Annotated in this window: 13 protein-coding genes and 1 tRNA gene; 8 read left to right on the plus strand and 6 right to left on the minus strand. The window is 58.6% G+C overall.

Annotated elements, in window-relative coordinates; translation table 11 throughout:
- A partial coding sequence (gene mnmA / locus FJ423_RS12020; RefSeq protein ID WP_140841942.1) for a tRNA 2-thiouridine(34) synthase MnmA occupies window positions 1–1,123 on the plus strand: 1,123 nt, incomplete at its 5' end.
- 18 nt (window positions 1,124–1,141) lie between these two features.
- On the opposite strand, the gene FJ423_RS12025 is transcribed toward mnmA, so the two are convergent.
- Entirely contained in the window at window positions 1,142–2,107 is a 966-nt protein-coding gene (locus tag FJ423_RS12025; protein ID WP_140841943.1) for a Gfo/Idh/MocA family oxidoreductase, read from the minus strand.
- 252 nt (window positions 2,108–2,359) lie between these two features.
- On the opposite strand from FJ423_RS12025, the gene FJ423_RS12030 reads away from it, so the two are divergent.
- Window positions 2,360–2,436: transfer RNA gene (locus FJ423_RS12030), tRNA-Met, on the plus strand.
- Between the two features lie 225 nt (window positions 2,437–2,661).
- On the opposite strand, the gene FJ423_RS12035 is transcribed toward FJ423_RS12030, so the two are convergent.
- Complete coding sequence (locus tag FJ423_RS12035; RefSeq protein WP_181174782.1) at window positions 2,662–4,578, minus strand: competence protein CoiA family protein; 1,917 nt, start codon at window positions 4,576–4,578, stop codon at window positions 2,662–2,664.
- 179 nt (window positions 4,579–4,757) lie between these two features.
- Entirely contained in the window at window positions 4,758–4,973 is a 216-nt protein-coding gene (locus FJ423_RS12040; RefSeq protein ID WP_140841945.1) for a hypothetical protein, read from the minus strand.
- A gap of 243 nt (window positions 4,974–5,216) precedes the next feature.
- Here FJ423_RS12040 and FJ423_RS12045 point away from each other — a divergent pair, with 243 nt between their 5' ends.
- The 4 genes from FJ423_RS12045 to FJ423_RS12060 all read left to right on the plus strand — a co-directional run bounded on the left by FJ423_RS12045 (window position 5,217) and on the right by FJ423_RS12060 (window position 9,501).
- On the plus strand, window positions 5,217–5,555 hold the full coding sequence (locus tag FJ423_RS12045; RefSeq protein ID WP_140841946.1) for a hypothetical protein: 339 nt from the start codon (window positions 5,217–5,219) through the stop codon (window positions 5,553–5,555).
- Window positions 5,552–5,755, plus strand: a complete 204-nt coding sequence (locus FJ423_RS12050) for a hypothetical protein (protein WP_140841948.1) — start codon at window positions 5,552–5,554, stop codon at window positions 5,753–5,755. Before FJ423_RS12045 ends, FJ423_RS12050 begins: the two co-directional genes overlap by 4 nt.
- Window positions 5,756–5,759: 4 nt before the next feature.
- Window positions 5,760–5,972 carry a hypothetical protein gene (locus FJ423_RS12055; protein ID WP_140841950.1) on the plus strand — a complete coding sequence of 71 codons (213 nt, stop codon included), beginning with the start codon at window positions 5,760–5,762 and terminating at the stop codon, window positions 5,970–5,972.
- A 391-nt stretch (window positions 5,973–6,363) separates the two neighbouring features.
- Window positions 6,364–9,501: a DUF927 domain-containing protein gene (locus FJ423_RS12060; RefSeq protein WP_140841952.1), complete on the plus strand. Its 3,138-nt coding sequence runs from the start codon at window positions 6,364–6,366 to the stop codon at window positions 9,499–9,501.
- On the opposite strand, the gene FJ423_RS12065 is transcribed toward FJ423_RS12060, so the two are convergent.
- Window positions 9,498–9,809, minus strand: a complete 312-nt coding sequence (locus FJ423_RS12065; RefSeq protein ID WP_140841954.1) for a hypothetical protein — start codon at window positions 9,807–9,809, stop codon at window positions 9,498–9,500. The genes FJ423_RS12060 and FJ423_RS12065 overlap by 4 nt on opposite strands.
- 632 nt (window positions 9,810–10,441) lie before the next feature.
- Between FJ423_RS12065 and FJ423_RS12070 the strand changes: the two genes are divergently transcribed.
- Entirely contained in the window at window positions 10,442–11,146 is a 705-nt protein-coding gene (locus tag FJ423_RS12070; RefSeq protein WP_140842268.1) for an SOS response-associated peptidase, read from the plus strand.
- 61 nt (window positions 11,147–11,207) lie between these two features.
- Here FJ423_RS12070 and FJ423_RS12075 read toward each other — a convergent pair whose 3' ends face one another.
- The gene (locus FJ423_RS12075; protein ID WP_140841956.1) at window positions 11,208–11,552 is read right to left on the minus strand and encodes an antibiotic biosynthesis monooxygenase family protein; all 345 of its coding nucleotides are present in this window, start codon (window positions 11,550–11,552) and stop codon (window positions 11,208–11,210) included.
- A 479-nt stretch (window positions 11,553–12,031) separates the two neighbouring features.
- On the opposite strand from FJ423_RS12075, the gene FJ423_RS12085 reads away from it, so the two are divergent.
- Window positions 12,032–12,223, plus strand: coding sequence for a hypothetical protein (locus tag FJ423_RS12085; protein ID WP_140841960.1), 192 nt, complete (start codon window positions 12,032–12,034; stop codon window positions 12,221–12,223).
- Window positions 12,224–12,328: 105 nt separating this feature from the next.
- Here the strand turns inward: FJ423_RS12085 and FJ423_RS12090 are convergent, their stop codons facing one another.
- Window positions 12,329–12,796 (minus strand): hypothetical protein, encoded by a 468-nt coding sequence (locus FJ423_RS12090; RefSeq protein ID WP_140841962.1) that lies wholly within the window; start codon window positions 12,794–12,796, stop codon window positions 12,329–12,331.
- Window positions 12,797–12,974: the final 178 nt, after the last annotated feature.

Raw genomic sequence — 12,974 nt, forward strand, 5'->3', positions numbered from 1 at the left:
CGATTCCTCGGTGGTTGCCGGCATCCTCAAGCGCGAAGGCTATGATGTCGTCGGTGTGACGCTGCAGCTTTACGACCACGGCGCGGCCACCCATCGTGCCGGCTCCTGCTGTGCCGGACAGGATATTGATGACGCGCGTCGCGTCTCGGAGACGCTCGGCATCCCGCATTACGTGCTCGACTACGAGGAACGTTTCCGCAAAGCGGTCATCGATCCCTTTGCCGAAAGCTATGTCGCCGGCGAGACCCCCATCCCTTGCGTGTCCTGCAACCAGACTGTGAAGTTTGCCGATCTTTTGGCGACCGCTCAGGATCTCGGCGCCGACGCCTTGGCCACCGGCCATTACATTCGTTCGCGCTCCAATGGAGCGCATCGTGCGCTTTACCGGCCGGTCGACGCCGATCGCGACCAGAGCTATTTCCTGTTTGCCACCACGCAGGCGCAGATCGATTATCTGCGCTTTCCGCTCGGCGGCCTGTCGAAGCCGCAGGTCCGCGCCATTGCCGAGGAAATGGGCCTGACTGTCGCCGCCAAGCAGGACAGCCAGGACATTTGCTTCGTGCCGCAGGGCAAGTATTCCGACATCATCGCCAGGCTGAAGCCGGCCGCCGCCAATCCTGGCGACATCGTCCATATCGACGGCCGCGTGCTCGGCCGCCATGAAGGCATCCTGCGCTACACGATCGGCCAGCGCCGCGGCATCGGCATCGCCTCTGGCGAGCCGCTCTATGTTGTCCATCTTGACGCCGACCGCGCGCGCGTCATCGTCGGCCCGCGCGAAGCGCTGGAGACGCACAAGATCTATCTGCGCAACATGAACTGGCTGGGCGACGGACTGTTGTCCGATGTTCCGGCCGGCGGGATCGAGCTCTTCGCGAAAGTCCGCTCGACCAGGCCGCCGCGTCCGGCCGTGCTGCATCACCGCGACGGCGTGACCTCTGTCGAGCTGGCCGACGGCGAGTCGGGCATCGCGCCGGGGCAGGCCTGCGTGCTCTATTCCGACGACGGCAATGAGGCGCGCGTCTTCGGCGGCGGCTTCATTGAGCGCTCCGAGCGCGGCGCCGAGGCCGAGGCCATGCTGTCCCGGCTGGCGGCCAGGCCGGCGCAGATTCCCGCTGAGTAAATTCTCGATCTGATTGCTTTATGCAGACGAGCCGGTGTGGATCACTGTGCCGGCGGTCAGGATGCGCAGCACCCTTATCGCTTCCTCGCCGTCGGTGCGCGGTTCGGCGCGCGTCTCGATGCATTGCATGAAATGGGCAAGCTCGCGCGTCAGCGGCATGCCCTCGCCGACGGCCACATAGGCAGGCTCGTTGGCGGTGAAGGCCCACTGGCCGCTGTCCTGCCATACTGCGTGGCGGTAGACGGCAAGCTTGCGCTCCCAGGGCTCGACGTCGTCGAAGACCGCCATCGCCTTGGTGCCGACGACCGTCAGCCGCCGCTCGCGATAGGGATTGAGTCGCGAGGCGAAGAGATGGCTGCGCAATCCGTTCGGGAAGCGCATATGCAGATGCGCGAAGTCGCTGAGATTGTCGAGGAGTGCTGCCCCCTCGCCTCTCACTTCGATCGGCTCGGTGCCGGTGATGGCCAGGATCATCGACAAATCGTGCGGCGCCAGGTCCCAGAGAGCGTCGTTCTCGGTATGAAACTTGCCAAGGCCGAGCCGGTGCGAATGGATGTAGCGCACCTCGCCGAGCTCGCCATTGTCGATCAGCGCCTTGAGCGTCTCGAATGCGGGATGAAAGCGCAACACATGGCCGACCATGAAGATGCGGCCATTGTCCTTTGCCGCTTTCACCGCGCGCTCGGCGTCGGCGACCGTCAGCGCGATCGGCTTCTCCACCAGCACGTCCTTGCCGCTTTCGACGGCGCGCACCGCGGTGTCGGCATGGAATTGCGGCGGCAGCGCCATGACAATGGCGTCGATATCGGCGCGCTCGAACAGTCGGTCCGGCTCGATTGCCAGGCAGTCCTGCTCGCTGGCGAAACCTTCGGCGCGGGCGCGGTTGGCGTCGGAAACGGCATGCAGCGCGCCAAGCGCCTTGAGGGTGCGGATATGGTTGCTGCCCCAGTATCCGCAACCGAGGACGGCGATGCGCGGCTTCATTCGCTCAACTCTAGAATTTCTTGGCCGAGACATAACGACGTGCCCCGCCGAACTCAACCCCGGGGCAGGCCCTGAGTGTCTGTCCGGCAAAGCTTTTCTGGGATGAGATCATGACGGCCGGATTATGCCAACATGTCGGCCGCTTCGAAGCTTGACAGGCCCACCCTCCCAACCTTATATCCGCGCGACCTTGGCGAACGCCTTGAAACAACCCGTCCGTCCAGGACGGTTTTTCGGGCCATTTGCCACCCTGGCGGGGTAGCTCAGTTGGTTAGAGCACGGGAATCATAATCCTGGGGTCGGGGGTTCAAGTCCCTCTCCCGCTACCACTAAATTCTTCAATGAAATCAATGCAATACGATCTAAAGAGCGGCGTGACATAGGTCACGCCGATGACGCTGATTTACGCTGCTTTACGGGAGTTTACGACCGCGAAGTGAGCACAAAAGTGAGCACAGAAGGACGGCTCAATCCTAGCGCCGGTCACTATAATCACAGGCGCAGAAAAACGGCCGTGACTGCTCCCGGCCATGATTTTTTGCGGTGGTGTATGGTCAAAACGGCCCGCCGAACTCCCTGTGCCATTCAGCGAGCTTGCCTAGTGCCTTCCGATAGGTGGCGTCATCCCGGACATACAAGAAGGGCGTTGTCCGGCCTAAGTCGTCATCCGGGCCGTTCAGGAAAGTATCGACATGCTTCGCTAACAAAGACTGCTTGGCGTCGGCCGTGATTTTCTCCTGATATCGCTTGCGCTCGGCATCGGCCTCCGCTTGCTCACGGTGACGCCTTACCAACGCGGAAAGTTGGTAGCGGGCCTTGGTCAACCCGGACTCACTATCCTCCGCCGCTTCCAACGGCGTCATTCCGTTTAGATCGTCGAGTTTCGTGTTAAGAAATGCGCCAAGGTCAGAACCGTTCAGCTCCGTTTCAGCGTCTATGCAAAACCGATCCCGGCGTGATTGTCGAAGTCGATTCGCTTCCTGAATCTGTTTCTCACGTAGGTCTTGGGCTTGTTTTGCTATCTGAGCCTTGCGGCGCTCGATTGCGCCCTCAACAGGCAGTCCAGCGGTCGCATATGGAAGTCGGCCATTTCCTCTGAGCATGGCGAAAACGGCATCAACCTCGGCAGTGATCTTCGGCGCTTCGACGTCGGACCGGATCGCAGTCCGGTGTGTCATGCCGGACTCGGTGTGCACGGAATCAAGCCACGACTCGCCAGTCATGTTCCCGCGTTCCTTGTCTGGAAGCTCGGCCAAAATCCAATCGACTTTCTGCACGGCCGCATGCATGGCAGCGGTTCTCTGTTTCAGGGCTAGCGTGCGAGCGGTCCACTTGTCGGCTAGATGCTTCTCCAGCATCACGCCATAGCCTTGGTGAGCCAACACGTCCTTGCCGAGCAAATGCTGCAAGTAACTGTCTATCGCTTTCCACGCTGGGGCGAAGCGCGGTTCGGCAAGAGCCGTATCGTCCGCCACCTCGCGCGACACGCGCCGGAAAAGTGGCCGTATAAGATTACGCTTTTCCAGATGCTTGGTGATCGGCACCGCCTTTGGAATCTCGTCACCAAGGCAGTTGTCGTGGAAGACCTCTGTCAAAATGACCGCCTGCCAAACTGCGGGCGGGACAGTGAAGCAGGCATACCCTGCCATCTTGATGCCGACATGTGGGGCCAGTCCCACCGCTTGAAGTTCAGCATCACGCGGAACGACAATCTTCGTTCCGGCCAGTTGTCTCAATGCGTCGACATAGGCGCGGGCAAGTTCGCTAACCCGGTTCTCATGCCTGGCCTGATAGTCGGCGAACCGCCTTTCCTGCGCAGCCTGCCATTTCTCTTCGTCGGCGCGGCTCTTCGCCAAAGCTCTGTCGATATCGGGATGATAGAGCCAACACCGTGGTGCGGATCGAAGCACCGCATCCGCGATCTGCTCGCGCGTCGAGTCTCGGGGCAACTTTGACAGGTCGATTTCGACAGCCATGACGCCGTGTTCCCGAAGGCGCTGAATCTTGGTTTCGTCGCTCGCATGGGTGACCGCGACTTCAACAAAGAGGTCATAGCCAAGCGCCCGAACATAGAGGTCCGGGATGATCTTCTTCGGGTCGGTGAATTCGGTTCGAAGGAAATGGGTCGTGATCCGCTGACCAGGCTTCATCACGACGTTGCCCTTATCGAGCCCAAGACGTTCCGGCAGAAGTAGCAGCGGATTGGTTCGGAACACCTCCTTGGCAAGAAGATGCAGAACGGTTTCAGGACCGCCGCCGCACGCTTCGCCATCGTCGTGCCCGAAATGCGGCACGTTTTCATCACCCTTGCGAGCCACCAATCGGCCGCCACAGGCAGGGCAATTGCAGCCACACGCAATGCCGCGCTGAACCTCGCTGATATGCGCCAAGGTGCCGTCCGGCCTCAGCCCATAAACAAGCTGCGCACGATCGGAACCATAGGACTTCCTTGCCTCCTGGTGATCGTTCATCCCCCGCGCCGGTTTATCTAATATCGAGTCAGCTAAGGCCCAAAATGATAGCATGCCTTGGCGGGCGATCTCGCGTCTACCGCGACGGTTCGCAACGAATGTCTTCGCCCTAGTCGGTTGAGTGCAGATTTCGTCCGGTCTGCGGTCGGAGCGGCGATCCCCGGCCAAGTCAATTTAGGTTAGGCAACCTTAGACGGCTCACTGCCACGGCGGACAACGCCCCGATGTTCATTGAGTTTCGCGCAAGTCACCAGAATCTCGGCGGCCAAGGTCTCCAAGGCGCGAATGATTTCTCCACCATCGCTCTCGCATTCGATCCGGCGAGTTCCCAAGTCTCGCAACTCGTCAGCAAAAAACAGAACGGATACAGATTCCTGCTCCCACAATTCAAACATTACAAGTTCTCCATGTTTCGACCGATACAGGCTTGCCTGATGCAGGTATCACGTCAATATCCATCGGCCGAAATGATAGTTTTACTTTACTAAATCGTACGCGGAGGCCTCTGGCGTGAGCCGCTTGTCAAGAATTTCTTGACGTGTGCGACTTTGTCATACACAATTCGCTTTAATCGCGCGGGGCATGATCTTTTCCAAACAATCTGAAAACTAGGAGCGCCTTTATAGGCGTGGAACCTTATGCATATCGACTTCGAACTGTCGGGCGTGGCGCGCGCCGCTCTGGCCGAAAAGTACCGACTGGACCGCGCCGCGCGCCGGATCGAAAGCAAACTTGCCGAACTGGACGTAGATGCTGCAATCGCTCTCGACTTTGCGGGACTGGCGAAGACCGCCGCAGGGTTCGAAGTTGCCATCGGGACGACATACCGAATGACCCACAAACATACTGCCTCGCCTGTTGAGGGGCGCGTCATCCTACGTGATGCAGCGGCCTCAATTGAGGTCGCGCTGGCTGCCGTGGTGAGCGGTGCCGCCGATTCGCTTCTTGGAGCGTGCGTGTTCGGGAGGACAGCATGAAGCTCACTGGCTGGCAACAGCAACAGCGAACGTTCCGGCGTTCCGATCCGTGGCGGATTGCGGCGTCGGAAAAGAATCTCGATGGGGAGGTCAATCTACTGATTCAGAGATTTTTGCCCGGCGTTGGTATGCGAGCCCGAGCGACCGCCTTCATGGCTATCTGTGACGCGCTCGCTGCTGCTGCCAGAATGAAGGACTGACCTTATGATCTATTCGCTCCACAACCGGCCGATGCCTCATCGCCTTGAAGAAATCCGGCACTGGCTTGCCGATATGTTGGAAGAGGTTGACGCCGCATTGGACGACTTGGCAGCAGGAGGCGCGGTTGATTACTCGACGCTGCCGACCCGCGATCCTGAAATCTCGGGGGAACTGTGGATCGCCCCGGATCGCACCTTGCGGGTGAGCGCAGGGTGAAGCGGCGTCCGAAACCTAAGTCGCGTCCACCGAGATCGCCCCGACCGACTCCACTTGTCATGCCGAAGCTTTTCGGCAGTAGGTCGTAATATTGCGGGATGCAATATTATGCTCGGTGTGAGCCGTTTTGTGATTTTTCTGTACCAAAGGCGAATTTAGACTTACAGAGAATATTGCTTGTCTCCCGTACCGTCGGAGGCGGATGCTTCCAAAAAGCGCTGCCTCCGACCACACGGACAAGCAGGCACATAGTGCCAGACGCATGAGCGTCACAAATCCATCGACGGTGAAATCGGGCGGCAAGCAAATCTCCGATTTTGGCCGAACAGTCCAACACGCGACCCTTTGGTTTGCATGAAGGTCGAATTGCGTCCGCGTTTTCGGAGATCACATGCGCCAGAATACTGCCCCTGCTGTCGAGTCCATTCCGCCCGCCAACGACAATTTCTCGGCTGCGGCCGATGCGCTTTTGCGCTTGGCTGTCGAAGACGAAGCCGACGAACCGACCGAGCACATCAACGACGCAGAAATCTGGGGCACGTTGACCGACGAGATCGCCGATCTTCCGATCGTTCTGAGCACTGCCAAGAACCGCGAAGCACGTGAGTGGACCACTCAGAAGGAAGCCCGGTTCATCGATGTGTTCAAAGGCATCTTCTCGAAACATGTGGTCGGCAAGAAAGACGGAAATAGCATCGTCACCGGTTCGCTGGGGCAGTCCTCGAAGCGCCGGACAAAAAATAACGTCCTAGCCAATTACATGATGGGTCTGGACGTGGACTCCGGCGCGTCCATGGAAGAGACCTTCCACACGGTCCGCCGCGCTGGTCTGACTGCGATTTTTTATACGACAAACTCCCACAGCACGACCCACGTAGAGGTCGCGTACGATAAATTTCACAGATGGGCGATCAAGGCGGAACTGCCGACCGAGCCGACCGATGAACTGGTCCGCCGCTACATGCGGGAAGAATCGAACTACGTTTCCGATGTGTGCGACTCGGCTGAGTTCGTCGAGAAACGTCATGAGGACGGGATGAAGCTCATCGTAAAAACGAGAGCGATCGACAAATTTCGAATCCTGTTCCCGCTCGAAAAGCCATTCATCTATGCGCAGCAGAACGGCGCGCACAAGGACGTTATCAATCTCTGGGAGTCGAAGGTGCTTGGCATGGGCCGGTCCCTCGGCATCGAGATCGACCGTGTTGCACGTGATCCATCGCGCCTTTTCTACCTGCCGCGCCATCCGAAGGGTGCTGACAACTGGCGCATCATGCTCACGTGCGGCCGGTTGCTGCGGATCGAAGATGTTCCGACCGCGAATCCTCGCGAACGCTTTTCCAACGATCCGTTTGACGGCGCTGGTAGCGCCTTGGGCGGATCGTCCGGCAAGGCGCATGTCGGCGACGTGAACCTGAAACATTGGGCGCATGAACGTGCGGTGGGTTTTGATATCGCCAGTCTTTTTCGCGACCACTGCCCTGACCGCGTTCGCGAGACTCAGACGACCGACAAACTGACAGCCGACTGTCCCTATGACGATGATCACAGCAATCCCGGTGATCCAGAGGACAAGGGTACGTTTGTGCAGTCCGCCGGGCAGGATGCGGCGACATTCGCCTTCTGTTGCAGGCACAACGGGTGCCACGGCAGAGACCGTCTGGACATGCTGGCGAAGGCGATCGAACTCGAATGGTTTCCAGCCGATGCTCTATGGGACGATGCCTACTTTGATGACCCTGACGGCGATACCGAAAGGCAGAGCGGAGAAGCGCCGGGCGATGTTGTCTGTGTCAATCTTCGGGGAACTGGGTTCAAGTTTGACGCAGCGGACCCGGACTGGATTCACGTCGGTGGCGATCGTGTATGCCAGCCCTTCGAAGTTGCCGAGCACCTTGAAGACGCTCACGGCGACAACGCCACGCTCTTCCTTCGCTTTCATTCCATGGGGCAGGTCAAGACTTGCAAGGTGCAGCGCGCCGACCTCTGGAATCGAGCCACCGTTATCAGCCAGCTTGCCGCAATGAATTTCCGCATTGCGGGCAACGGCGAAACAACGCTTGAGTTGCTGCGCAATCTCCGGCCTTCGCTCAATGGCCGCTGGGTGAACCGTCGTGGCTGGCACGGCGACGAGTACCTGACCATCGGGGGCGAAACGGTCAAGCAGGCAGGATCGGCCGCGCTGACCATGCGCATGCTGGAGACGACTCGGAAGGACTTTGCTCCGCCCGGCACGTTGCAGGGCTGGAAACAGGCCGTATCGCCCGTCTGGGAAGACAAAGCCGCAGGACGCGAACATCTGGCCCTCGCGATCATGATGGGCATCGCCGGCCCGATCTTCGGCCGGTGTCATCCCGAAGGCTTCCGCATGCTGTCTCTGCATGGTCCCACGTCTCGCGGCAAGAGCTTGGCTTGCAAGTTGCTCGCCAGCGTGTCCGGGCCGGCGCTTTCGTCGGGTTGCTATCTCAATCTGCGCGCAACCTCGAACGGTATCGAGGCCATGCTGCCGGACCTCTCTGGACACGCCATCGCACTGGACGAAGGCCAGCACATTAAGGCCGAACACGCCAATGAATTGGTCTTCATGATGGAAGCAGGCGCGGGCAAGATCGCCGCGACCCAGACCCGCAACGCCCGTGAGGTTCGCCGCTTCGGCGGTCTCGCCATGATGGCCAATGAGAAGCCGTGGGCTCAGAAGCTCAAGGACGCTGACGTGGACGTGTCACCGGGGTTCGACGCCCGCGTACTCGACATCAACGTGGCTGGCGTGAGGGATTATCCCAAGGGCGAGGCCACGCCGCTGACGACGCAGCTTCATGGCATCAAGGATCATAACGGCCATGTCCTGTCGTTGGTGGTCAAGGTGCTGTTGAGCATCGATCCCAAGGCGATCTTGCGCCAGATCGATCGGTTGACCACCGCGCTTGTCGGTAGGGACGCCAAGGGGCTTGAATCGCGCGCTATGGAAACCCTTGCATGGGTTTGGCTGGGCGGCATTATCGGCAAGAAGCTGGGCATCATCCCGGCCGGTTTCAGCGTCGGGCGCGTCGTGCGGTGGGCACGCGAGAACCGCGTGACCGATGCTTCGCGACCTGTCGCCGATCGCGTCTTGTCGTCGCTCCGCACGGCGATTGCGCGCCGCCGCCACGGTGGAGACCTGTACGTCTGGGAGAAGTCGTCTATTCCGCGCCGTGGTGGCGATGAAGTCGAAACCAACGACATTGAGAGCGGCCACAAGAATGTGGCGGGATACTTCTACCGCTCGCGGGGCGGTGAGGAACTGATTGTCCTGGCGGACGCCATTCGCGGCATGGCTGGCAATATCTGTTCGGAAACCGAAGTCGCTCAATATCTTCGGGATGCAGGCTTTCTCCGCATGCAGGGAAAGAAGCAGCTTTTCCACGACACCCTGCCGATGCGGGACGGTACGGCTGAGCGGGTCAAGAACTATCGGATCGTGTCGAGCTTCTACCTCGCTGACAGTGAAAGCGAAGCTGATGAGTATGGGTCGAGTGCAGAGGCTTCCTAGCCTTCCATATTGATCCGAATGAACAGATGAACCACGAAGGCGAACGCCATTAGATTCACTAGGGCCGGAAAAAAGCCGTAGCCTATCCCTAGGATAATCAGCGCGGCGAAAGCCACAGCTAAGCGGATAGCCCCTCGCTTCGCAATGTGTTCTTTGTTCGGAGCACGGGCAGCCTCGATCCGTTGCTTTTCGAGATGGTGCTGTTCCGTGCGGTCGTGAATCAGCTTCCGCAAACGTTCAATTTCGACAAGAAGCTGCTCTTTTGTCTTTGATCGCAACTCCCTGTAATAATCTGCGTCACCGTCCATAGATCGCCCCCAAAGCTCGGATAAGCAGCGTCCGTCGCGTCCTGCATGCTGTCAAGATCGGCGTTGCGTCTGTATTGCCGATCGGCACTCGGCCGCTTCGAAAGAATTAGATGATCCCATTTCTGGAAATCGGCTTGCGGATTTCTGGAAGCGAGCCGCTCAAAGCGCGAAAATTGACATCAACAAAAACAACAGCTTAGCATTCATTTCTGGTATTTCTGGAATTTCTGGAAAGCTGGCACGGTAAGAGGCGCAACGGCGCGTGCGACGTGGCGCGGTGCTGCGTCCCACGGCGCAGTCTCCAAAGGGTTGAGTGTTCGCGTGGGGTCTCTCTTTCTATCCTTTCCAGAAATTCCAGAAATTCCAGAAATGGTTCATAACTAACTGGAATTATTGATAAAAAATTTCTGGAAAGAAACACGGCCTTTCCAGAAATGTTCCAGAAATGGTCTGCACTCGACTCGGTCTCAACCTGTTTAGCCTTGCCTCCCCATACGCTGCGCCGACCGATCGACGCGGCCGAGACATCGCCAGCCCAGAGATCAGTCGGTTGAGTGCAGACCTGTCAGGAACCGGTTGAGTGCAGATCGATCGAACTGGCCAACCGAACCCGCGCGGTGCATTCTGCCCGCATGTGTAATTTGTACAATATCACCACATCCCAAGAGTCCATTCGGCAACTCAGCCGAACACTTCGCGACATCGCCGGCAACCTCGAACCATCGATTGACATCTACCCCAACCAACCCGGTCCAGTGGTCCGCAACGCCCCCGATGGCCAGCGCGAACTTGCCCGGCTGCTATGGGGCATGCCGACGCCGGCCGAGCGCGTGAAGGGCAAGGCGGACTACGGCACGACCAACATTCGCAACCCGCAATATGCCCACTGGCAGCAATACGTTGGCGTGAAAAACCGATGCGTCGTGCCGGTGACCAGTTTCGCTGAGCCGTCGCCGACGCCGAACGACAAAGACCCCGAGACGGGCATTCAAAGGAACTATTGGTTTGCGCGCAGCGAGGACCGGCCGCTGTTCTTTTTCGCCGGCATGTGGACGCGCTGGCAGGGCATTCGCAAGGTCAAGGACGGTCCAAGCGATTTCGAGCTTTACGCGTTTCTGACAACCAAACCGAACGCCGTCGTCGCGCCAATCCATGAGAAGGCAATGCCAGTGATCCTGACCACGCCGGAGGAAGTGGAAACGTGGCTGACGGCGCCCTGGTCGGAAGCCCGGCACATGCAGCGGCCGGCCGCCGACGATGCCCTTGTGATCGTCGAGAAGCCAGCCACACAGATCAAGTTTCCGCAGGGGGCCCCAGCTCAAGGGTCGCTGTTCTAGGCGAGTGTTGGGGCCTTGCCATTGCTGCTCGTAGATGCTGCGGGTCCGGCTGTTGACCCGATTATCCGAACAAGGCTCTGCTGTCCGCCGGTGCCTGTGCTCGGTCGTGGAGTGTGTAATCCCACAGAATGTTGGTTGCGCGGATGTGAACGTCGCGAAGGATGCCGCTGCGGCCTTGTGCCATCACACGGCGATGTTCCTCAAGATTGCGCCACCGTGAAAGTGCAGTCTCATCGCGCCATAACGAGAGCGACAGATACTTTCCTGGCTCCGTGCAACTTTCAAAACGTTCTGATGAAATGAATCCGTCGATTGCTTCCAGATGTGGGAGCAGCGCTGCGGCCAGTTCGTTGTAGTCACGGTAGCGGTCCGGATACGGCCAAACCTCAGAGATGACAGCAATCATGGTTTTCTCCCTCGTCTGCGCCCGAACGGCATATTAGCAGGCGTTGATGAACCTGTGCCATTGCTAAAAGTCATCCCGCCAGATCACACGCCGAACCAAACGGACGCTCACAAGCCGCCTTACGCGTATCTTCACGCCTTGGCCAGCGCTGGGGAGCAGGATGTCCACATCGAACTCCCGCCGCTTGCACCGCTCGCATCGCATGTGGCGCTCAACGTCCCAAAACGGAATGTCGCCCATGAGCTTCGCCAGATCGCCCGGCAGGTAGTGCCGTGTGACGTTGCAATTGATGCACCGGACGCGGATTAGCTGCCCTATTTCATGGGCGCGGCTAAGCGTCTGGACGACGCGCCTGTTTCTGCTACTTGGTTCCGGCATGAGATACGGATAGGAACGTATTCCTTGCCGAGTCAATTCGACCTTGACAATTTTGTTCCTATTTTGTTCACTGCCGATATGGGCAATTAGGAGTCAATGAAATGGACCACATTGTCACGCTCGATTCTCGCCAAGAGGCAGCCCTACAGGCCGCAGCAGATCGCTTTGTTCGCCAGCATGGCGGCAACACCATGAAGGCACTCAAGGAACAGATGCTGCTGAATGCGCATTTGCAGGAAAGCCTCGACGCCCTGTCGGGAGAGATGAAATATCCCCGCCAGTCTCGCCGTTAAAATCCGCGCCAAAAATAACAGTTTATCTTGTATGTTCCCGGGCACTTTTGGATACCATCGCGGTATCTCAAAGACGATTCATTCAGGGAAGAAGTCTGCCCTGTATCACTGTAACTCTACAGCGCCTTCTGCACTCATCCCCTGCGGGCGCAGTTTGAAATTGTCCCGATATTGGCTGAAGCGGCGCTCGATCTGGTCGATTGGGATATAGCGGATATTGGCCGTCCTCGTGTGCGGAGCGTTACGCTGCGACTGCGCGTCAGCCTCTGCGCGGGGAATGATGTACACGCTGCGTACATTGCTTCCATCGGCAGCGAGTATGACGATCGCCAGCCAATCGAACTCGTCAGTTGCCAGGTACTGGACGTATGCCGCGCCTTTCTTGAAGGTCCTGGCCTTCACAGACACGCGTTCAGGACTGCCGGCGAAGGGCTGCGCGATCACGTCATAGTGGGGCCAATTGTCGGGAACCTTGAGCGCTGGCACACCGGCTAATGTAAGTTCGGCAGCGACGATCATCTCGGCCGCATCGCCCATTTGCTTTTTGGTGAATAGTCTTTCCGCTTGAACCATCGTGGTTTGGCCTTTTTCAACTCGGGCGCAGCACTCTACCCGGAGACGGTTAAAGGTTCTGGGCCGCAACAGGTCTGCTCTCAACCGGTTCTTTTTGGGTCTACTTTGGCAGCACCAGATGAACCGACTATATTAACCATGAATCCTGCATCTTTCCCGCCTTTCCGAATTTACTGGA

This window comes from Mesorhizobium sp. B2-8-9 (assembly GCF_006439475.1).
Taxonomy (GTDB): Bacteria; Pseudomonadota; Alphaproteobacteria; order Rhizobiales; family Rhizobiaceae; genus Mesorhizobium.